Here is a 22,730-nt window from a genome sequence, read left to right on the forward strand (position 1 = left end):
CGTGTCGACGTGAATGATTCTTCACCCGCTCGGCGCATCAGGCGTTTCAGTGATGGATGCGACGAAATCAATGATCTCCTCGATCTCGTTGATTAGGCTCATCGCCAGTTCCCAACCCTGCCTTCGCGAACTCTCGCAGCAGTACATCGATCAGCAACTCGCGGTCGTACTCGAGAAGGTACTTGACGCCTTCGCCAGGCAACCGAGCGCTACGCTTGGCCGCGATTTCGGCCAACAGAGGATGCAGACAAGAGAAGATGGACTGTGTCATTTTGCTTCACCCTCGGCCCTCTCAAATCATCGCTACTTCTTGGAAGGACAGTTATACCCCCTCAACAGCAAAGGCCACCTTCCGTGCCCGTACCGGCGCCGATGAAAAATAATGGCTTAGACCGTAAAAAATAGAACTTTCGGCTCAGGCATCAGCAGTAAGCCCTCCATTTCAATACCCCCCGAATATCTTGCCACGCAGCAATCGCACATCAAGCACCGAACATAAACATGACAGCGTTGCCAGTTGAAATGCAGGAAACAGAGCCACCCGGAGATAGTGCAGAATCAGCCCCCCCCTCCATCACGACTTGCCAGATAGAGCCCTCAAGCTCCATATCCTCGTCCGTGACAGCCAATTCAACGACTGAATGACTCATAGAAAGAACAAGTCGACCTTCGAAATCGAGCTCTACACCAGATATCTCAACTCCAATCTTTTCATAGACCTTGGGAAGAAATTCCGCCCTCCCCATAAAGAAATCAAGTTTCGCCACATTGCTGGCAGAGATGCCACAATCACGAACAATGGCCGCGCATGAGAAGCTCATATCCACGTAAAGCAATTTACCTGGGCACGCCGAGGCGTTGATCAACCTCAACGTTATATTGAGGCTACTTACGTTGAACGAATCAAGATATGAACCAAGCAGCATCCCCTCTAGACTCGAGCGTGCGGCCGCCACATCAACTTCCATCTTCTTAATTTTCGCCATCACGGTTTCTCTCGATAGTAGATATGACTTCCCGTGCGCTGCTCACCCTTAGGAATATTACCGAAGTTCTTCCCATTTTCAGGATTTACGGGCTGACGCGGGTTACCTTCTCGGGTCACCGATATTCTAGGTGGATGCTTCGGCCCTCCATCCATGACTCTAACGTCCATCTTCATAGACGGCACATTGTGAAGCGTTCCCGATTCCGTGCCAGCTTCGTTTGATATCCGTGTCCCCATGTACCCAGCCTCCTCCAGCGCCACTCTGGTATCAGCCGGGCTATCCCCAACCTTCACTCCAGCAACGGTGCGACCTCGCATCTCTGCTGCGGCAGCCTTGGCAAAGGGGGCAGCCATTGCTCGAAGAATGCTTGGCAACGTTGGGCCACCTATGCTCACAGCTATGAGAGCCTTCCCATTGTAGTGAAAGGCATCGTCTCCGAGCTCATTCCCGAAGCCAGGGTTCCCCATCTGATCAACGTTTGAAAACCACTCCTCATCACGACCGTCCGGGTCGATGAATTTGTATGGATTGTTCAAGGCGTAAGCGTATCGATTGAACTTCGCGCCGGACTTCGCATCAACCACCACCGGATCCACCGACAGGAACACACCCAGCTGCGGATCCATGTACCGCTGCTGCATGTAACTCAGTCCGGTCGCCGAGTCACTTACGTGCCCGGTATACCCCGGCCCATCCGTGACCTGGCCGCCTACCACGGCGCCGTACGGCTCGTAGTCATAGCGCTTGATCACATTGCCATTGGCATCGCTCTCAGCTACGACCGAGCCCAAAGCGTCCGTGTGGATGTAGGTGACCGTCTCCTGGGCGATTGCGGCTGGCGACAAGCCAAAGCCGATCATCAGCACGCAGCACAGCCAGGCGCCTGATGCCCCCTGCTTGCGAATTCGATCTTCAAATCCCCTCAAGCGGGTAAACACATCGCCTGCAACTCCCCCGAACCTGCGCATCCTTCCAATCCCTGAAAGAGCCTTGGAGCAAGGCTGGATATTCATAGCACAGGAATGGACGGCTGCGGTTTCCGGGGCAGGAACAGTGCCAGGAGCCAAGCTCCTGAGAAGCCAGGGAGGCGGCAGGCTGCGACGTTCGGAAATCCCTCGCTGCCAGCCATGAGCTGGCACTACTGGGGTTCCCGGCCGGCGGCCGGCGGCCGGCACTACAGGGGGACAAACGAAAAGCCCCGGCCGAGGCCGGGGCTTTTCACACAACTGGTGCCGGAAACAGGAGTCGAACCTGCGACCTACGCATTACGAACCCAGCCGACCGACTCCGGCGAACGATCTAAGCGGCTCGCGACTGACCGGATGAGCCCGACTCCGGACGATCAAACCGGCATGGACCGTTGGCGCCGGGACGCTCTGTAGAGCTCGCCCGGCAAGTGCCCAATGGAGTGTTCGGGAGACTGACCGGAACTGGCCCGACTGACGGTAAGCGCCAACTAAGCCTTGAGTTGAGGACGCCTCCACCCCGCCAGGCTCTGATTCGGACAAGGATGAGGACACACCTTATCTATATCTATAGCATCTATAGCGGCTCCGTCGCTGAACTCCATACCGAGGTGCTTAGCACTCATTGGGCGAGTGCTCAGCGAGACGATCCCTTTGCAGAACAATGCCTTATATTAACCAGCACCATCTAGCAGGCAACATCTCAGCAGACGAAGCTACTCCGCGCTAGCCGGCGCATAGCGGCGATGCTGACGAACGCATTTCTGGCATTTGACAGAAAGACGGCTCATCTCCAATCTCACAGCAAGAACATCGCCAGCCATCTTTCATGGCGATCACAAGTACTAGGCTAGTCGATTAAAACAAAATATCTCCGCGATCACACCCAACTCTGACGCTCTCACACACGGAAGAAGACACATGGCTAACAGAGCCAATTTGGTCAACCTCGACGCAATGATCATCCGCGAGGATTTTGCGGTGAAATCGTCGCAGACGCCTGCACACTACGACAAGCAAGACAAGATCTCAGTGCGCGACTTCGCTGCCGATGGACTCCTGGGCTCGCTTCTGCGTAAACCCGATTTCCAACGCGAAACTAATCACTGGACACCGGAGCAGGTAGTATCGTTACTTGAGTGCTATGTCGATGGCGATCTGATTCCTTCTGTCATCCTATGGCAGTCAGAAACAGCAACCTTTGTAATCGACGGGGGCCATCGCCTTAGCGTGCTTCGCGCTTGGGTTGAAGACGACTATGGCGACGGACACCTTTCCCTCTCATACTTCGGCACCGAGCTATCAAAGGAACAGAAGCGAGTAGCCAGCCGAACGAGACAACTAGTCGAGTCTAGGATTGGGCGCTGGTCAACTCTACAAAAAAAAGCCAAGGACTCCTTGGCCGAGGATGAAAAGAAGCGCTTGAATATAATATCGACTCGCGCGCTACCCATTCAATGGGTCAATGGCGATGTCGACAAGGCAGAAGCCTCCTTCTTCAAAATCAACACAAAGGGGACACCCCTAGACAACATTGAAGAGCTTTTATTGAAGAATCGCCACAAGCCGATTGCCATTGCTGCAAGAGCAATCATCCGCTCAGGTAAGGGACACAAATATTGGTCAGCCTTCGACAATGAAGCGGCCGAGAAGATTGAAGAATCGGCAAAGAAAATCAACGAACTCTTATTTGACCCGGAGCTACAAAGCCCTATCAAAACACTTGACCTTCCACTCGGCGGATCAAGGGGCATGCGCACCGCGATCCAAACTCTCATTGATTTATGCATTATCGCAAATCGAGATCAGAGCGGACAGCCCAGAACCCTAAGCGACACTTCTGACGACAGCAATGGCTCCGGCACACTTAAAGCCTTACAGAGAACGCGCGCCTTAGTCGAAAGGGTCACTGGAAACTCAGCAGGCAGCCTTGGCCTGCATCCGGCGGTCTACTTTTATGGACCAAGCGGCAGACATTCGAGCTACATGTTCATGGGTGCCATGCAACTAATTGCGCAAAAGGCAGCCAACAACGATTCGAACTTCTTCAAAAAATTCACGAGCGTCCGACAAGAACTGGAAAGAGTCCTAATCGAGAAGAAGGACCTACTCTCAACCATCATTCAGCGCCACATTAGTGTTCGTCGCGCAAGCGTGTATGCAGAGATCCTTGACTACACCATTCAACAACTAAGAGATAAACACTCGCCAACTGATTCCGACCTAGTATCGATTGCCAACCTTGAAGGAAAGATTGTTGTGGGCACCCCAGTAACGACGTCAATAGATTTTAGTGACGACGTAAAGAGCCAAACTTTCATCACTTCCGCCATTAGTTCGGCACAATGCTGCACAATTTGCGGCGGCTACCTCGACCCTACGAAGTCGATATCCTATGACCACGCCAAGGACAAGAAGCATGGCGGAAAGGGCAATTTAAGCAACTGCAATATGACGCACCCCTACTGCAACACCGCATACAAGAATTGCAACGAATCACCCAAGTAGTCCTGGGCAATTCACATCAGAGATGCACGACTACAGCGACGCAATAAATGCTTGATACAGGCCAACTCTCCAGTGATTCGGAAAGCCGGCGGACTCAATCCCCGGCTGCAAGAGGAAGTCAATAATCTCACCATTTGATACGCCCGCAGATTTCATTCTTATGATCTGCCCCTGCACAACCCCCGCATGCTCAGATGCTTTCAAAGCATAGCGCAGCGGCAAATCAAAAGCGGCAAAATGATAAATCGCGCGCGCCCTATCAATCACAGACCACTCCTCAGGCGCGCAAACAAAATACTCAATTCTAAGTTCCGGATCAAAAATATCGGATTCAAATCTTGCAAAGATCCACTGAACGTCAAAGAAGCACCTTTCATCCCAGTACGGATGGATGATCTGATCTTCCGCAGAAACAGCAATTCGCGCAGCCTTACCATCCATGTTGCAGTCTCGACACGACGGCACCAAGTTTACGGGAAGGATGGAGAACTGAGGAAACCTTGATTTCGGCAAAAAATGATCAACATTTCGAGGCCTGCCTATTCCACCACAGAATGGGCACCTTTCGCGCGCCGAAACCAGGAGTTCCTCATAGATTTGCCTTGCTGGCTTGCCGGCCCCAAGCAAGTATTGATCGTACAGCTTGACCAGGTCGGACTTTCGTAGCCCTCCAAAAATTATCGGGTCGGCTTCTCCCGGTGGAGCAGGGACCAATTCGTATAGCCTTCCGTTCTGACAGGAGGCAACATAGACCTCGCCCATAGCGATCATCTGCTCCCGCGCATCCGCCACTTGGTGGGCAAGTACAGCATTCCCAGTTATTCCCGCATGACACAAATCGATCACATTTTCAAAGGAACTTGCGGGGATGCTAAGTCGAAGCATTGACCTCACCTCGCTCACGCTCAGAGATGAGAGCCGCTAAGACAGCCCGCCCTTCCAAACCAAGCTGTCCGTCATACTCACGGATAATTTCTTCATAGGATGCCCCCCGGGCGACTGACCTTGAAAGAAGATCGTGAAAGCCCGAGCGCGCCACTTCCAGACCGAATACCTCGGACGTGAGCAACCCTACATTTTCACCGAATGTTTCGATATCCGGTCGACTCTGACTTACAGCCCCAAGAACGCGATACATCTTAGTTACGCATTTCTTAGGTATCTCCTGAAGTACTACCGGCGAATGCGTAGCAATAATCGCCACTCCATTTCGATCATGCAAGAGATCCGATAGCGCACGCACGAATGCAGAAAGGAGAGGCGGATGCAGGTGGCTTTCAGGCTCATCCAGCAACACAAGCGTTTTCTCTTCTACAGTCGCCACGAGCCTAGAGATGGTCAGCAGCACAATCGCGTGACCGGAACTGAGACGAGCAAGAAATGGCTGGATCCGCTCATGAAACTCGTCTCCGGCGGCAGTCAAACCTCGCCGCGCAAGAACTTCCCGATACATCTCAGGAAGCCCAGAAAGCCCCATCGATTCGAAGACTTCATCGGAGCTTAGCTTTTCAATCGCACGAAGCCATCGATGCGTTTTCTTGGGATTTGAGAAGCATTCCAGCAGTGCACGACTGCAATCCCTTCGGAGCTCTGAAGATGTTCGGAGTCTATCTGGATCTTCATGGGACTTGAGCCCAACGTAGAAGTAACAAGCTCCGTTAGCCGGGTCACCCTGCTCCCGAGGAGGCACAAATGGATCAAAAGCGCTGAATGAGACGGAGACTAAGCTACTGAAGTAACTCGAGTCGATTCGAGGCGCCCCCCAAGCCGAGTCATCTACAAAGTGCGCACCTTCCCCGCCTATTGCTATTGCATTAATCATTCCGTTAAGCAGTGTTGTCTTGCCCACCCCGTTACGACCAATCACCGCGTGAATATTGGTGCTCGGCAATGAACTCTCGCGCACAACAAACGAAACGCTCACGTCACTGAAGCCGTCCGACCCCGGACTGAAGAACGAGAATTTGAAGTCCGTCAACTCAGCGTAGCCGTCAAGGACACGCGCGAACTGCCCTTTTATTGTTGATATGCTTACGTAACGCAGAAGCGATGTCCCTAGAACTCGCTCATCCTTTAGCCGCTCGAGCTCGCCAGGGCTAACCACCAAGTCTCTCAGCGCGAGAAGAAAATTCTCGCGGACTCGAGTCGGCAGGATCGACAACTTCTTGTAGAAATCGACATCCTGACCCACCGAGAAGAATCTTGAATCTAGGCGTTCAAAGACTGTGGGAATCTCCTGATACGTGTCTCGATCAGTAGTCTGCCCTTCGAACGCGATCTTAGTTTGCCCTAGTTCATGCATTACACCTTCAACGTCAAAGTAACGAACATCAAACATCGTGACGAATGAGTAATCATTCCAATGATCAATCCTCAGGTATGCCACATCAACACCAGAGGCCGGAAATCCACTTGTCCTTTGAAGTACATGAAACTGCATTTACACTCGACCTCGCGAAGTAGAAAACGGCCAACTCGACTTTCCAAGCAATACCATCATGATTCTGGGCGCTTTCTCAGGCGATTCGAAGTCCCACAGTCTCTTAGAGTACCAAGCCAATACACAGAAGCACATCGCAGTACTGATGCAGTTACCCATGGCACCACAGATGGTCAGGCGCCCTTTTGGATCAATGACTTAGCCAACCCCAACTGGCAACCAGGGTGCCGATAAGTGCCTTGTAAGCCAAGTAGCCGTCACTTTGAGCCGATTCGGGCCCGTGAAGCCCCATGGAAAGCCAGGTTGGACTCACACCTACTTTCAAGGCGGACAGCGGCTCGCGGTGTACGCGCCTCGAGACCGAACCTACGTGTAGTACCTCTCATTGACGTTACGGTTGCAGGCGAGACACTTCCGATATGCACCAAAGCGCCCAGTACGCTCCCGGCCAAGCAAGCCACCGCATTCGCACACCAGCTGGCTGCGCCCTTGATCCCAGCGCCATAGCCGCACAGTAGCGACAAGTGCAAGGGTGACCGATACCGCGATAGCCAACGCAGGGAGCCATCGCGCCATCGCATACACCCCTGCAAGCACCGGACTCTCCCGGAGCATTCCCAACGGCAGCATCAGCAGCAACCCCAGCGCCAAAGCCCCAAGTGCGGGCGCATACATCCTTACCATCATCCACGTCCAACGATCCATGTAGCCGTCCCGCTGATTGTTTTATGCATCCTTGAGCATATCGGTCGCAGGGGATGAGACTTGAAAGGAACACATTCCTTACCGCCCGTACAAGATCGAACACCACCGCACGCTTCATACATGGCCACCACATCTTGCGGTTGCAGGCACGAGCTCGTACACCGCCGCCCACACGTTGCACGTTAGGCTTAGGGCACATGGACTTTGATAGCGCTTCGTATGCGCTTTACATCCGCATGCGGGACCTCCAAAGCGCGCTTTCACGGCCAAGTCCCCGTGCAACCTCGCGGCCAATTTCGCCGTGGATCAATGACAACTGCGGTTCACAACAATCGACATGATTATCCGGGTCGCCATCGAATCGACCATGTGTCATGTGGATCGTCATAAACACTGCATACATGGGCGAGCAATCTATACATCACAGTGATTGCCGGGAGGTTGCGCTCATAAGCGGCCTGCAGGATGCTCGCCAGGGCCCACCAGAAGCTCGCTGAGCGCGCCGCAGGACCGGCCAGCGACACCCCTACGCAAACACCGGTGGGATTCAACACAGAGGCTTACAGATCATCCTCGATGACTCCGAGGCGCGCTCTCCACACAACCCCGGCTATAATTTTCTGCGCGTCCCCGAAGGGGCGCGCATCTGGACCCGAGGTGCGAGGGCCGAAGGCCCGAGTACCGATGGGACCAGTCACGGGACATCAACGTTGGCATCCCAATAAATATCTACCTTCTCAAAGAGAAGGTAGTTGCTCTTGATTTATAGCTCTTATGGGGCCGCTGACAAGCAAGCTCGTTTGCGCTCATAAGACCTTATTGGCGCTCGCTATGCAGCCAGTTTTCGCCGTTGCTCCTCGCGATGCTTGCGCTGGCTGTTCCGGTTCTGCTCACGCCTCCTGTCCGCACGGGGATCGCCAGAGGCGCCTGCCGCGTTCAGCGCGCGTGTCACCTTCCGCTTTACGCTCGAGCACTGCACGGCGAATGGGCAGTTGTGACACGGCATATCCCGCACGTCGTTACGATTGCCGATGCACGCCGGAACGTATCCTTCAGGCGCGTCGTTGACCTCAGCAGGCACGGCGACCATCGCTAGCGCATCCCGGACCATATCTGCTTCAAACATCGCCTTTGCACGCGCCTCTGTCAGCGGTCCACCAGCCCCAAGATATCGCGCCAATTGGGCGGAACGGTCCTTTGCATGCAACACATCGGCACGCAATGCTCGCATTGCCGCAGCATGCACGGGATCTTCTCCAGACGGCTCCATAAAGAAGCGCCGATCCCAAGCGGGCAAGAACAACCGTTCACTAGCTTCAGCCCAGGTCGGATGTCCTCGCATCCATGCACCGAACAACTTCCCGGAAATCAGCTGGTTTGGCAATGGTGGGCGCTTCGCCTTCCGGCCCACGATCCATCGTTCCATGACGACCTCGCAGAACAGATCGTACGGCATTCCCAGTTCGTCAGCCTTCTGACGGGCCCGCCACAAGCTGGTAATAACCGCCCTGTCGTTCAATGCGAGACTTGGCGCACAGGGCTGCTTATGCGGCGCTTCGGAAAGGTCAAAGTGGCGCGCCCAAGCAGCACGGTACGCGGCGGTGTATGCCTCCGTGAAGGCCTGCGTGGCCTGCACCGGGGACATGTAGCGGTTCCCGATCCAACGGTTGCGCAGCAACAATGCCTCTTTAGCAAGCAAGCCTTTATCGATGTACGTGCGCTGGAAGACCAGCTCTCCCACCTGTCGCTCCACGGGATCAGCCGACTTCAGCGCGCGCTGATACGAGGCATCCCTGCTCTGCGCCTCCATCATGTTCTTCGCAGACGCCTTCTTTCGGGCCGGATTAGGCCGTTTTACCTTTGCCTTCCCGCCCGTCGCGCCTGACTCTTTGTTCCTAGCCATTCTCCTGCCCTCCTCGATAAAGACAGTGTTATACCGACCGGGCCGATGAAATCGCCGGTCTTCTGATGTTCACTAGCGCACGGCGCGCCCGGACGCTTCCGCTGCGGGCGCGCAATGGATTGGATGAGGGAACGGCCCCCAAGCGGTTGGATGGCGCTATCGCCAAATGTGACAGCCTGAACTTCACCTGGTCCCAGGCCATCCCTAGCCATCACCCTCCTTAGTGCCGTTAGGCGCAGAGGGGCCCCTCCGCACCCAACATGGTCGCCAAGGGCCGCTACCGGCTCGGGCCTCAGCGACTGACGGCGTCGAGTTCCATCACGTGCAGCTGTACTTCAGCAGAGACAAGCATTGCAGGAGTGATGCGTTTCTTGCCGCAGTGGCGCAAGTAGGTCACAGCACGCTGAACGTAGTCGCGGTAGTTGATACCGGTCATGTCAACCATCTGGCGAGCTTTCCAGATCGCACGGAACATCGAGGCATCGCATACGCGCAGGTCGAAGCGACGGTCGGTAGTCCCGATGTAGCGCTGCAGCATGTTCGCAAACTCAGTTGTGGCCTGGAATGCAGTCATCTCGCTGTAGGTGGAGGCGCGATGGATCTCGCACACCTTATCCAAGACCAGCTGCTCACGGCCCATGATCGTTTCAGAAATTGCGCTCTGCGCGGCGTGCAGCGCGTCCCTGCCCTCACGCTGCGCAGCGAAGAGGCGGGTGGAGCGATCAATATTGTTGTGCTTGTGCATGGTAGTTCTCCTGGTTGCTAGCGACTGCGAAATTGCCGTCGCTGGAAACAAGGTTGCCAAGCAAGTAAGTGGCGGACCCATTGAATTCAACCAGTCCACCACCTTAGGATGTGGCATGAGCCAACTACCCCATCCTGAGTTCAAGGCACTATTGATACTTGCCAGCGGGCTGACTAGTGATCTTGAAGTCCGCCTCAAGGAATACGACCTATCCCTCTCTGGATTCCTGGCGCTAGAGGCTATCGAGCGGGCACAAGGTGCCAACGCTTATCCGATGACGCGGGCGAGCCTCGCTCGACTGATTGGCACCACTCCAGCATCGATGTCTGTACTTGTTGGGCGTCTGATACGCAAAAAGATGGTGTCAGAAACGTCTATTGATGCCCGAGCTAAGAGACTTGCGATCACATCATTCGGGCACTCTAAGCTCGCTGGAGGAAAGGTAGCCTGGGAGGACACCTTTGAAAATCTTAGCGAGGCGCTATCACCCAACAGCAAAAGCCAGCTTCTGAAGGCCATTGATAAGCTGAAATTGACGCGTGAACACGAGCGCAAAGAGGAGCATCGAGCGGCCTACATGCGCACCCTCTCAAAGCAGTCAACCAAGAATGCAGTTGCAAAGAACCATCAACAGTCCAGAGTTGCTGAGTCCCGAAGGAGGGCTGAGCTCGAATGATCACGGCTGTATGGAGTGATCGATTCCGGTCCCCCACTACGGCAGCTAGGTAACGCGGCCTTCGCGAACCATCTAGGACTTCGTGCTTTGGATACGGATCATCCGCGCACATACTTAGAACCCGTTGTTCGCCAATGCGCACCAATCGCCGCACAAGGCTAGCCTGACAGGGTCGCTACTCCCCTGCATCGACAGCCCTGGGACAGCCCCAGATTGGCCGACAGAGCGATCCTAGAGCATCTATTCTGTGCAGCCAGCACGGCGACTGAGACAGTAGCCAGGTGACACCTCAGCTAGCGTAAAAAGGCCCACTGACGTTGCCATCAGCGGGCCTGGTTGCGGCAAATCTAGTTGCTCAGCGAGGGCGAATGCCCAAGCCCAGCAGCACAGCCCCAGCGATGGTCAGTGCTTGCCCTACTGCTAGCGCATGCATGTTGGCAATGTTGCCGTAACCGCCTGCTGAGGGGTTGATCAGGAAGTAAAGCCCAATGGCGAGTGCAACTAGCCCCAATGCCACACACGCCGCTGTCGAGCCACGCTCTTCCCGGGCGTTCGCGCTCGCACGATTCGATTCAATAATTGCCTTGGGCAGGTCCGCATAGCACTTAGGACACTTCGCGGATGATCTACCCGAGGGGATGGCAGCACGGCAAGCCGGGCATTGATAAAGGTTAGTTGCTGGATCGCTGGTTTGCATGTTCTCTCCTCCATGATTGGATGCACTGGGGTTTCCGACGTCAGCCACCCGTTGGACTACCCACCTGAGCGTCCTTGAGCAGATCACGCAATGCAGCGCGTTGCTCATCGTCCAGGCTGTATTCGGTATCGCAGACCCGGACCTCGATCCTGTTGGCACCGGTGAAGGCCCCCGCTTCTGCCAAGGTCATCTTCTTGCCGAACGAAAGGATTGCGTACTCGTATCGATTGAAGGCGGGCATGTCGCTGGGAAGCGGAACAGCCCTTCCGTCCACGAGCATGTCAAAGCTTGTACCGGCACAGCGAACGTCATAGGACATGTTGAAGGTGACGATGGCCGAAACAGTGAAAGAGTCCGACTTCGTAACAGCGCGGTCTCCGTCTACTACGCTGTGCAGGCTCAGAGAAATGCCCCTGCTGGTCTTCGACAGCTCCGATAGCTCCACTTTGGCCTCGTAGGAGGTTCGATCCTTGAAACGGTCGTATGACCGCTGTTGTTGAGCCACTACCTCCCCGGGAACAACAGCCGTCAGCACCAACGACATGACGGCAACATGCGTAATCCGGTTCTTCATCCCAACGTCCCCGACTGAGCGCTGACGGGCCCGGCCACCCCTTGCAGCCAGTCATACCTCGCACAACGCTATATACTGCTATGGTAATGACTTTTACTGATCAGGTATATGGCCCATGCTGCTGCAGGTTCACAGACCGTTACCTCCGCGTGCCCTCGGCCACTGTCATTACTGCAACGTTTTCCAAGCGGCTCTCCGAAGCTCGAGCACTGCGCGGGCTGTCCCAGCGCGCGCTGGGGGCGCTGGTGGATAAGGACCAGGACAAGAACCGGGGTGCCGTGCTGATCAACAGGTACGAGCGCGAACGAAACCAAGCTGACATGACCAAGGCTGCGGAGTTAGCCAAGGCATTGGATGTCCCGGTCGCCTACCTGTTCGCTGAGGACGATGACCTGGCTGCGGCGATCTTGGCTTTCGCTAAGCTTCCCTCTGGGGAGCGCCAAAGGATGCGGGAAGAGCTAGAGCGTTTGGCTGGGAAGCAGAGGCGCTAGCCCGCTCACGCCGCCAGCTTGGCGACAGCCGCCGCCAGTGTGTCCGGGGCCAAGTGGGCGTAACGAAGAGTCATGGTGATGTCAGCATGACCCAAGAGCTCTCGCACCGTGTTCAGGTCCACGCCTGCCCGCACCAAGCGTGATGCGAAATGATGGCGCAGATCATGGAAGCGGAACTCTTCAATGCGGGCATCGGCTATGAGTTTTCCCCACCCCTTCTTGATGTCGGTCACGTCGAAGACCTTGCCCGCACGGCGTTCGCCCGCTTGTCTAGCCCAACGCTGCAGGACTTCCATGGCTTCGACGTTTAGCGGGATGTGACGCTGCCTACCGGACTTGGCGTTCTCGGCTCGAATGGTCAGCATCTTGGCTTCCCAGTTGATGTCAGCCCAGCTCATCGACAACAGCTCACCACGTCTCATACCGGTATTAATGGCTGTAAGAACCACCGGGGTCAGGTGATCGACGTACCCGTCCATCGGCAAATCAGGCAGAACCGCTTGCCGGTACTTGCGCCGGGCCGCATTGGCGTTAGCCCTCCCCTCAACCCCAGCTAGATCGCGCGCGGCGAGCGCAGCCCTGAGCATCGCTTCTTCGTCCGGGGACAGGAACCGGACCACCTTGCGGCTAGCCGCTGATCGTTGACGCATACCCATCAAAGGATTGGTCTCGATCAACCTCCACTCGACCGCACGGGACAAGGCAGATCGCAGGCAAGCGAAGTCGCGCGCTGCAGTAGCCTTGGTGACGGCATCGGGGCCAGTAACACGCCCGCGCCACCATCGCTCCATCGTGGGCACGTCGATTTCGATGATCTGACGACGCAGCAGCCACGGGAACACCGATCGGATGCGGTCCGGGTACTGACGCCCCCCTTTGAGCTCAGCTATCGCCCAAGGCTCGAAATGCTCGTTGAGCAGTGTTTCGAGCGTGCAGCTAGTGGGCTTGGACTTTGCGAGCGCCGGCAATCCGGACTGAACGTATTCAGCAACCGCTTGGCGAGCTTGGTCCCGAGCCTGGTCGAGCGTCAAGTGCTCGACCGACCCCAAGGTACGACGTTTACCGTGCGCCCAGGTCACGATCCAAGCCTTATGCCCTGAAGGCTGCACACGCAGGATCAGGCCGCGAACCTGAGCGTCCCTGACCTCGTAGGGGCGATCCCGGGGTTCAGCCCTGAGAACGATGCGTTTGGTGATGGCGGATGACATCGGGCGGGTTGTCCGTGAGTGGCGATAGAGCCAACTTAGGACAGGATGCGAGGTGTTGTTTGGATGAGGATCGTCCGCAGCCTCGCGTCTGCCGAGATACCCACGCAAGGACCTATCGAACTGGCAACTTGACCGCCATCACACTTTCTGCCATAAGGCCGATAACTTGGCCGATTCCGACCAGCTCCCGCAGAGCTAAGCGCCTCAGCTTCAGTCGTTGCGATCTACTCCCATTCCGAAATAGGAGAGTCGATTTATGACCATACGAAAGATCCATCCCCCTAAGCCCCCCAAGCCACCGGATCGGCCCCAGAACATCCAGACATTTCGACCATTTGGAAAGACCAAATGGGTACGTGCGCACTGGCGATGGGATTACTCGACCCATCAATGGGAATGGGTACTTGGTCATTGGAGCAAGTAGCCATATCCTCTGGCGCCCGCAGGAAATTCACGCAGAAGACCCTTCATAGAGCACAAGAGTCACAACAAATGGCAAAAGGATATCGCCGACTCAACCTTTTTATGGCAAAGCCACTGGCGGAAGGCACAAAACTGGCCAATCTTCTCACTGCAGCGCCTGTAGATGAATATCCGATAGCGGGCGCCCTAGGCTTGGACGGCACTCTCTTCGTGAAGAAGAGCGATGAGAAGAGACCGACTTGGGGCCCATTTCTTGATGAAATTGGAGGCATAGATGTTCCAGGACTCGCAAATAGATCCAGCTCAGCTGTTTTGCTTCTACGAGTGGATGACGATGTATTCGCATTCACTTTCGGATACGGGCGATACCTCATTGAGCAGTCGTTGTTCGTCCAGGACTTCGGGCTACGCACCGCGCTCAATACGCTAGACGAGAAGTCACTGCGGAGTGTCGATCTTCACACCCTTGAAGATCAGCCCGTCCAAAAGAAGTCCCAGGCTGCTCGAGACTCAGAGGTCAGCGTTTTTGGAATCGATATCTTAAGAGACGTTCTCCGCGCAGTGACAGGTGTGCCCAGAAGGGGCATAGACCTTGTGCAGATCGCTGGAGGAGACGCCGGCTTCTCCTTTGGCATCGAGATGGAACCCTCTGAGCTGCCAGCACTGAGCCGCCGCATCAAGAATTACTATGACAGCGACACCTATAAGACGTCGTTTTCCTGGGTCGATAACGTACGCAGGCTCAAAGACGAAACAGAAATTAAGAGACTTGACGAACTATTGATCGCGGCCATGCACGCGCGCAGCGACAGGCTGATGATCACCCTGCCAGAGATAGGAGCATGGGACTCAATCCTGGGATTTAGCTTCACTCGAAACAAGAAGGGCCTACAACCCGTCATTGATCCCGCCGACTATCTCAACAATGTTGATGACCTTCCGAAACTAAGCATAGAGGCAGTCAAGCGGGACCGCCTCTTTGTCCACGACGTCGACGGCAACGTCACTGAACACTCAGTGTATCGATGCGTCTACTTTGAAATCACGGAAGGTGACAAGACAAAGATCATCTTCGACGGTAAGTGGTATGAAATCGATGCGACATTCATCGGTCGAATCACCGAGATTTTGACTCACATCCCCCTTTGTCAGCTTCCATTCCCGGCAGTAGAGACCTGGGAAGACAATGGCAAGCCTAAGATTGAAGCAGAGGGCGATTACAACATCCGATCAGCTGCGGCAAATGGCTACTATTTGCTGGACAAAAAACTCGTTAAGACGGACCGCACGACAACCGCCATTGAGCTGTGCGACCTCCTATCTCCGACCAAGCACCTTATCCACGTTAAACATCGGAAGGGCGGCTCTGCGGGACTTAGCCACCTCTTTGCACAGGGAGGCGTAGCTGCAGAGATCATGCTTGGCGACAAGGGATTTCGCAAGAAGGCTCGGACAGTGCTGCGAAACGTGAATCCGGCGGCAAGAGATCTGATTCCCTTGAATTCCCTCAAATCCGCAGACTATGAGATCGTCTTCTTGGTTCTTGGCGAAGCGAGCGCAACACTCAAGCAGAACCTACCGTTTTTCAGCAAGGTGAACCTTACAAAGACATTTGAGAGCCTCAACCAACGTGGCTTCCGAGTTTCAATTGCGGGCGTTCCAACGATCCCGCGAGCAGTGCCATGACGATCTTCACCAGAAAGAAGTCAATTTCTGCCAGCAGCTCCCATTTGTTCCCGGGACCAGCCTCTGCTATCGGGCCTCGCAAAGAGCATCTTCGTTGCTCTTGTAAGTCGCCATGAAGCCGGAGCGTCCCAAGTGAACGGAGAAGCTGGAGCGGAAGCGAACCATTCGTAGAGGGCAGCACGGATGCCCACCAATGAGCAGCCCGCAGCGAATCCCTTTCCCATCAATGAGTTCCGCCCTCCCCAAAACAAAAAGCCCCGACCAAAGGCCGGGGCTTTTCTACAACTGGTGCCGGAAACAGGAGTCGAACCTGCGACCTACGCATTACGAATGCGCCGCTCTACCAACTGAGCTATTCCGGCCTAGCTGGTCATTGTAGTAGGTGCCTGGCACTTCGGTCAATTGCCGGAAGGTGCTGCCGGGGGATCTACTGCCACTCAAGACTTCTGCGGCGATCGAGCCAAACGCCAGCAACGCTCCCGAACCCGCAAGCCGAACAAGCATCGACCGCGCACTGCACAAGGCGCTCCAATGGACATCAGCGTTGACCTTCAAAGGACACGCCCTCGTGAATCACCACTGGGTCCTCCTTTCCCAAGGGGACGACCGGATCTGCAACGCTGAGGCCACGCATGACGCCAAACCACGGAGCGATGGGGTCATTCGTCGGATGAAACACGGCCCTCAGGTGCACAGTTTTGTACCACTCGCCATTCAACCGAGACAGATCCCCCTCAAGAGCGACGGCGTTGACTACTACATCATTGAGATATGACTGCTCATCTGGATAGAGCAACGCCACTCCACTTCTTGGCGCCAGATACCCTACAAGCCCAACCTGTCGACCAGCAGCGGATGCAGGATTCAACATAAGCCGCTGGAAACTTGAGTCACATCTCTGAGAATTTTTCACCCTGTAGTAGCAGGCATCCAATTTTGCTGCATCCTGCCCGGCATCATCTGCGCGCCTGCTACATGCAGGCACCGCAGCCAACATCGCGCACACAGCTGCCACACCGATCGTCAAGCCATGGCTGTTCATACCATTTCCCAATCTTTAACGCAGGTGAAGAGTCAATACTGATAGGCAACCATCTCCGCAGCAGCCTGATTGAACAGCCCAGCGAGTATCAGTGCAGCCCGCAACGGCTCGAACCAGCAGCATCTTCGCACCTGCACTCACTTGGCCTCCCTCAGTTCGACCAGGCCGAACACGCCTGCGCATTGCAGGCACGCACGATATAGGGCGACTGGCAACGCGAGTCGAAGTCATAGCCGATAGCTTCGCTTCGATAGATGACACTCGTACTGCCCCGCACCTCGTAGTACGTTGCGCCCTGCGAGCGGTTCCAGATGATCGAACAGATTCTTGGACCACTCTGGATGATTCTTACTCCAGTGGGAACCGGTGGAGCACTGAACACTGCAACCTGGCCAACGGCAGAGCTGGGGCTGCAACCTGCAGGATTGCACGCACGCCCTCGATAGTAGAAATTTCCTGCGCCCCCCTTGGTCAGAGAGACCATCCGATCTGCAGCAACCAGCGACCAGTTGGCGCCGTCACTGCTTTCGTCGATCTCGTAGCGTGTCGCATCCGCCACTTCCAACAGGTGGACCGAGTACGCCGCGCCGATTCCCACCCCATTCCCATCCGGTAGGCGCAGAACCGGGGTAGCCGGAGGGCCGATTACGCGCACGCCCGCAACTGCTGACCACGGTCCGCAACCAGCGACATTGCAGCCACGCACCTGGTAATCCCATTGCCCCGGCCAGCGGCCGCCGCGGGTCGCCGAAGTCGCGCCATTCTCCTGCGCCAGGCTGAAGCCACCACCATTGAGCTGTTCCATCAGCTGGTAGCTCGTCGCGGCGGGGACTGCGCCCCACCACATGCTCACGGTGGAACTGTAACTCACGCCACCGAGATTGATTCCCGTGGCTTGGACCGGTGGCAATGTCACGACGACCGCGCCTACGGCGCTTGCCGCGCTGCACCCTGCGTCATTGCATGCAAAGGCACGATAGGCATAACTGCCGGCGATGCGTCCGCTGATGGCCAGTTGATTCCCACTGATCCGGTTGATCTCAGTCCATGCTCCTCCGTTGAACTGTTCTTCGATGCGATAGCTGCTGGCCTGGGCCACGCTCGAGACAGAGACGGTATAGCTGCCGTTGTAGCTCGCAGCAGGTACTGACAACGTCGGCACGGATGGAGCGTACAACGCCGTGATCATCGCTTCAGCTGAGTAGGCGCCGCAGCCCTGTGGGTTGCATGCTTTGACCCGATAGCGATAGGTGCCTGCCGGCTTGCCGGTCACTTGACAGGTGCGCGCAGCACCGTCAAAGGCCACATTCCAACCACCGCCCACGGCCTCTTCAAGCACAAAGCGGGCGGCGCCCTGCACCGCTGACCAGCTCAGGGAGTAGGTTCCGTTGATGCCTTGTGCCGGTGCGGTGATCACGGGCGCAGCCGTGGGCGCAAGCTCCACCTGGATGGAGGCTTCCACGCCCCAAGCACCGCAGACAGTGCCATTGCAGGCACGGCCACGATAGCGGTAGACGCCGGAGCTTCTCCCGGCCAGCGAAACCGTCAACGCCGCTCCCTGGTAGACGGTCTGCCACGCTCCCGTCACCGACTCCTGTACTTCGTAGCGCTGTGCACCTGCGACGGCAGTCCACTGCACGGCAAACGCACCGTTCCCGCTGTAGCCCGGAACCGTCACCACCAGCGCCGCAGGAGCAATGTCCACCGCACGCTTGGCAACAAGGCTGCCGTTGAGCTGGATATAGTCAAAGCCCTTCGCCTGGCGCTGATCGTGCTGATAGCGCAGCACGCCATCCTGCCCATAGAGGGAACGAATGTTGCCATTGGGCGCACTGGCCAGAGTGCGGCGTCCATGCGCGTCGTACTGATAGGCCTCCTTGCCATCGACCTCGCGCAGGCGATTTCCGTAGTCGAACCGGAACGCCACGCCATTGCGGATCTTCAGGTTGCCCTGTGCGTCATACCCCAGCCCGGTCACGGTCGCACCACTGGCGACATCCCGCACGTTCGTCAACCGATTGTTGAAGTCGTATTCAAAGGACTGCCGCCGCGCGCCGACGTTGGCAGCGACGATATTGTCCAGAACGTTGTAGGCATAGCTTGCGTTTCCGAAGCTGGCCGCCGTCACTGCGGTCAGACGATCCAGGCCGTCATAGCGCATGTCACGGTTTCCCGGCGCTGCAGGCAGGCCATCGCTGATGGCCGCCACATTGCCATTGGCATCGTAATCGTAGCCATCATCGATGACCTTGCCACCGGCACCACTGTCGGTGCTGCGATCGGGAAGGCCGCGCGTGTTCTGCGTCATCTGATGCACGACGCCGTTGCCATAGGTGAAGCCACTCATGCCGCCGTTCGCGTAGTAGCGTACGTTGCTGGCGTAGGTTCCGGCGCGTGTCGGTTGCCCAAGCGCATTCGGGCTGTAGTCGATCGTCAGACCGGATGGCTGCACATGGGTTGCCAGGGCGCCATTCGCATCGTAGCCATAGCCTAGTGCCCAGGCCTCGCCACCATCGTATGCCACGCTCTCGGACGTGGGCAATCCGCGCAGGTTGTAGGTGTAGTCGTTGACGGTGCTGGCGCCGTTGTTGCGGGTCTGCACACGCTTCACTTTCCCGCCAGGCCAATAGTTCCAGTCCTGATCGCCCTGGCCATCAGAGAAGCGCAGCGTCAGCAAGCGATTCATGCTGTCATAGGTCCGGTCAGCCCGCGAAGGCGACGCATAGGCAGCGTCGCTCTCGCATTGAGGACCCAGCAGCGTCAGGCCCGAGGCAGACCAGAGCAGATTGCCTGCGGCGTCGTAGCCCATGCCGGTTGCACCGGTCTCAGGCTCCATGCTCTTGCACAGGCGCTGGGAGCTGTCATACACATACTGTCGACGAACACTGATGCTGCCGTCGCCATTGCGCCGCAGGATCGACAGCGGCTTGCCCAGCGAATCGCGCTGGATTTCCGTCACCACACCTTCGGCATGGAGGATCCGGATGGGCATGTCCTGGCTGGGCTTGCCGTACATCAGGTAGTCGGTGGTGGTGGCAATGCCACGCGGATTGGTCACCCTTACGCTGCCACCACCGAGCTGCTCGGTCGTGGTGACCAGGCGCCCCAGTTCACTGTCCTGCTCGCTGCGGGTGGGTCGCCCGAGCGCGTCATAACCGGTGTAGGTGCCGGGCAGCGCCGAACGGAAGTCCGATGCCACACGCGTCGGATAAGAGGTGAAAACCGGGCGCCCATTGCTGTCATAGCGGGTCACCGTCTGGCGCAGGGTGCCGCCACGATCCGCAGCGTCGAACGACTCTTCCAGTACTGGGCGCCACAACCCGTCGTAGTACGTCACCGCGCGTGCGTTGCCGGTACTGGACTCGCGCTTCCAATGGCCTGCTTCCAGCCCGATCTCCGCGCCCGCCACCTGGAAGAACCGCGTCGTTGCAGGATTCCAGGCCACGCTGTCATTGGCAGCCTGGGTCGCGAGCACGATCCGGCCCATCCCGTCGTAATCGAAGTTCCGGCTGGCACCATTGGGCTCCACTGCCGCGCGCACCCAGCCATTGTCGTCGACCTGCAGCGAGGCACTGCTGCCGTCCGGGTATGCAACACTCTGCGGCAGGCCACGCTTCCAGCTGCCCAGCGCAATGGTATTACCCTTGCCATCCGCCACTGAGGCGAGCGTGCCATCCGCGTGATAGCTCAGCATCTGCTGCAGCACGCCGAAGGCGTAGGTACGCTGCGGGCGCGCCATCGAGTCGAACTCGGTGCGCTCGGTCTCGATTTCAACGCCGCCAACGGTCTGCGTACTGCGCCCGACCTGGCCGAGTATCCAGCGGCCGGTGTCGTCGAAGTACATAGTCCTCAGCGCCCGTGCGCGTCCCAGCGAATTGCTTTCGGACTGTACAACCGGCCGCACGTGCGCATCGAACTGATCGGTCGTGTTGACGAAATTGACCCCATCCTGGCTGAGAACGGTCTGCTTCAACGGGCGGATCCGAGTGGCAAACGGATCATCGGCGGCTGACATCATTCCGTAGCTGTCCGGGAATGGCATGGCTTGGGCTTCGGCTGACGTCACGTAGGTGTTGGTTGTGACCTGGACGATATTCCCGTCTGGAGCCCGGACAGCTTCCTGCAACAGCTGTCCTTCATTCTCATCCACCTTGACGCCGAACACCTGGTGTCGACGTGTGCCATCAGGCTCGACAATCGTCGATACCGCCGAATTCGCGATACCTGATGAATAGCCACCATTTTCGTAGGACCATATCTGCGTACCGAGACCAGGGCCACTGATGGTCTTGCGCCGGAGCGCGTAGAGGTCGAAGGAGGCGGCTTTTCTCTGATAATAGCGGCTTCCGTTCTTCTCACAAGCGTTGGGACCAATGCCTGTGCGCGGGCGACTTACGTATTCGAACTCGAACAGTCCGCGGGTTCCTGCCGGGTGGGTGGCCGTCAGAGTGAAGGTGGACTGGCCAAACCCGGGCTTGGTGCATTTGCTGGGGTTGCCATCCCAGACTCCGTACTCCGGATTCAGGCTGCCGTAGGCATCCGGCGCACTGTATTCGTAGCCCAATCGAGCACCGTCGGGTTGCACCACAGCGCGCAGGCTTGCCCAGCGCGCAAATCCCAGTGCCGAGGCCGGTTCATTGTATTCGTAGGTCCACGTCCGGCCATTGGCAGCGGCACGGGCAATGCGATCTCCTGAATAGGCGATGGAGATGACGCGACCGTCGCTGCCGCGAATTCCAACCAATCGATCGCCCGAATAGTCATAGGCAACCCAATTGCCGTGCCGGTCCTCTACCCGACTGGCCATGAGATACACACGGATCATCCCGAAGCCTGAATCGCCGAACTCCATGGCCCCCATCCATCGCTCGATTCCCACATTGAAGAAGTATCGGTTGCCATCGCCATCCAGGCCAAGAAAGCCCTCGCCGGGATAGCCATTGGCAGTCGTGGCCAAGCAGGAGAACCGCAGGTTCCCCCTCGTTCCCCAGTTATAGATGCCGCCATCGGTTGGGTGCGGATTGTCCAATCCACCGATGTACAGAAGCTCCTGGTCTGAACTTCCAGGAATATGCGCCTTGTTGCCCGACCAGGCTTCGTAAAGGTTTGCTATCGAAGGAATCTTTGGATAGAAGGGCTGACCACAGCGCTGCGTGGCGCCATTACCACCCGTGTTCCACTTGTTTGTGGACTCGAACGTGCCCTCGATGAAGGGAACATCGATATCCCAGCTGCCGAAGCCACCCAGTGGTTGCCTGTTCTTGAAAGAGCTTATCGACAGACGCCGCTGCAGCCGAACCGGCAACGCATTGTTGCCGGGCAGGTCAATATCCGTAACCACGAATTCGGCTGCACCAGAGCTCGGACTGACCTTCTCCCCGAAGAGATCCGATGTCAGCGGGGAGATCATTTCTCCGGTCCGGATCCGCTTGTTGTACTCCGTGTGGGGAGTCAGAGGACTACTTGCGCAGGCCGGCCACGCAACGCCAACCAGTACTGCCCCCAACAACAACTGCTGCCAGTTACGCATGGAACATCCCTTTGTCCAAATGCGTCGGCAATCACCAGACGTTCGGCAATCGACCGACGTGTGCTGGCGTCATGTTCCGGCCCGAAAGCAGCTGCGCCGTTCCTTGCGCCCCCTGTACCTTCAGGGGCATAAGCCCCTTTCACGACAG

The 22,730-nt window shown here is 56.8% G+C and carries 15 protein-coding genes and 1 tRNA gene; 4 read left to right on the top strand and 12 right to left on the bottom strand.

The features are described from left to right. Positions 1-67: 67 nt before the first annotated feature. The 3 genes from VPH47_RS15155 to VPH47_RS15165 form a co-directional block, all read right to left on the bottom strand. Positions 68-271 carry a hypothetical protein gene (locus VPH47_RS15155; RefSeq protein WP_368851156.1) on the bottom strand — a complete coding sequence of 68 codons (204 nt, stop codon included), beginning with the start codon at positions 269-271 and terminating at the stop codon, positions 68-70. A gap of 211 nt (positions 272-482) precedes the next feature. After that, complete coding sequence (locus tag VPH47_RS15160; protein WP_368851157.1) at positions 483-986, bottom strand: hypothetical protein; 504 nt, start codon at positions 984-986, stop codon at positions 483-485. Further along, positions 986-2,002 (bottom strand): RHS repeat domain-containing protein, encoded by a 1,017-nt coding sequence (locus VPH47_RS15165; protein ID WP_368851158.1) that lies wholly within the window; start codon positions 2,000-2,002, stop codon positions 986-988. The genes VPH47_RS15160 and VPH47_RS15165 overlap by 1 nt, the downstream gene beginning before the upstream one ends. An 873-nt stretch (positions 2,003-2,875) precedes the next feature. Between VPH47_RS15165 and VPH47_RS15170 the strand changes: the two genes are divergently transcribed. Continuing rightward, positions 2,876-4,462, top strand: a complete 1,587-nt coding sequence (locus VPH47_RS15170; RefSeq protein WP_368851159.1) for a DUF262 domain-containing protein — start codon at positions 2,876-2,878, stop codon at positions 4,460-4,462. Positions 4,463-4,492: 30 nt separating this feature from the next. Here the strand turns inward: VPH47_RS15170 and VPH47_RS15175 are convergent, their stop codons facing one another. From VPH47_RS15175 to VPH47_RS15190, 4 genes are all read right to left on the bottom strand, one after another. Then, complete coding sequence (locus tag VPH47_RS15175) at positions 4,493-5,347, bottom strand: HNH endonuclease (RefSeq protein ID WP_368851161.1); 855 nt, start codon at positions 5,345-5,347, stop codon at positions 4,493-4,495. After that, positions 5,334-6,902, bottom strand: coding sequence for an AAA family ATPase (locus VPH47_RS15180; protein WP_368851162.1), 1,569 nt, complete (start codon positions 6,900-6,902; stop codon positions 5,334-5,336). Before VPH47_RS15180 ends, VPH47_RS15175 begins: the two co-directional genes overlap by 14 nt. 1,534 nt (positions 6,903-8,436) lie before the next feature. Further along, complete coding sequence (locus tag VPH47_RS15185; protein WP_065197983.1) at positions 8,437-9,420, bottom strand: bZIP transcription factor; 984 nt, start codon at positions 9,418-9,420, stop codon at positions 8,437-8,439. A gap of 382 nt (positions 9,421-9,802) precedes the next feature. After that, positions 9,803-10,255 carry a hypothetical protein gene (locus tag VPH47_RS15190; RefSeq protein WP_057502306.1) on the bottom strand — a complete coding sequence of 151 codons (453 nt, stop codon included), beginning with the start codon at positions 10,253-10,255 and terminating at the stop codon, positions 9,803-9,805. Between the two features lie 115 nt (positions 10,256-10,370). On the opposite strand from VPH47_RS15190, the gene VPH47_RS15195 reads away from it, so the two are divergent. Then, complete coding sequence (locus VPH47_RS15195) at positions 10,371-10,931, top strand: MarR family winged helix-turn-helix transcriptional regulator (RefSeq protein WP_207049897.1); 561 nt, start codon at positions 10,371-10,373, stop codon at positions 10,929-10,931. A 355-nt stretch (positions 10,932-11,286) separates the two neighbouring features. On the opposite strand, the gene VPH47_RS15200 is transcribed toward VPH47_RS15195, so the two are convergent. Both VPH47_RS15200 and VPH47_RS15205 read right to left on the bottom strand, forming a co-directional pair. Continuing rightward, positions 11,287-11,628, bottom strand: coding sequence for a hypothetical protein (locus VPH47_RS15200; RefSeq protein ID WP_139042353.1), 342 nt, complete (start codon positions 11,626-11,628; stop codon positions 11,287-11,289). A 40-nt stretch (positions 11,629-11,668) separates the two neighbouring features. After that, on the bottom strand, positions 11,669-12,202 hold the full coding sequence (locus tag VPH47_RS15205) for a hypothetical protein (RefSeq protein WP_368851163.1): 534 nt from the start codon (positions 12,200-12,202) through the stop codon (positions 11,669-11,671). Between the two features lie 149 nt (positions 12,203-12,351). Between VPH47_RS15205 and VPH47_RS15210 the strand changes: the two genes are divergently transcribed. Beyond that, positions 12,352-12,693: a helix-turn-helix domain-containing protein gene (locus tag VPH47_RS15210; protein WP_368851164.1), complete on the top strand. Its 342-nt coding sequence runs from the start codon at positions 12,352-12,354 to the stop codon at positions 12,691-12,693. A gap of 5 nt (positions 12,694-12,698) precedes the next feature. Here the strand turns inward: VPH47_RS15210 and VPH47_RS15215 are convergent, their stop codons facing one another. Continuing rightward, positions 12,699-13,901 (bottom strand): tyrosine-type recombinase/integrase, encoded by a 1,203-nt coding sequence (locus VPH47_RS15215; protein ID WP_368851165.1) that lies wholly within the window; start codon positions 13,899-13,901, stop codon positions 12,699-12,701. A gap of 525 nt (positions 13,902-14,426) precedes the next feature. Between VPH47_RS15215 and VPH47_RS15220 the strand changes: the two genes are divergently transcribed. Next, positions 14,427-16,010: a TIGR04141 family sporadically distributed protein gene (locus VPH47_RS15220; RefSeq protein ID WP_368851166.1), complete on the top strand. Its 1,584-nt coding sequence runs from the start codon at positions 14,427-14,429 to the stop codon at positions 16,008-16,010. A gap of 286 nt (positions 16,011-16,296) precedes the next feature. Here VPH47_RS15220 and VPH47_RS15225 read toward each other — a convergent pair. Together VPH47_RS15225 and VPH47_RS15230 are read right to left on the bottom strand one after the other, a co-directional pair. After that, positions 16,297-16,372: transfer RNA gene (locus VPH47_RS15225), tRNA-Thr, on the bottom strand. A gap of 831 nt (positions 16,373-17,203) precedes the next feature. Continuing rightward, on the bottom strand, positions 17,204-22,462 hold the full coding sequence (locus tag VPH47_RS15230) for a hypothetical protein (protein ID WP_368851167.1): 5,259 nt from the start codon (positions 22,460-22,462) through the stop codon (positions 17,204-17,206). Positions 22,463-22,730 lie beyond the last annotated feature (268 nt).

Origin of the sequence: Stenotrophomonas sp. WED208, assembly GCF_040984485.1 — a bacterium.
GTDB lineage: Bacteria > Pseudomonadota > Gammaproteobacteria > Xanthomonadales > Xanthomonadaceae > Stenotrophomonas > Stenotrophomonas riyadhensis.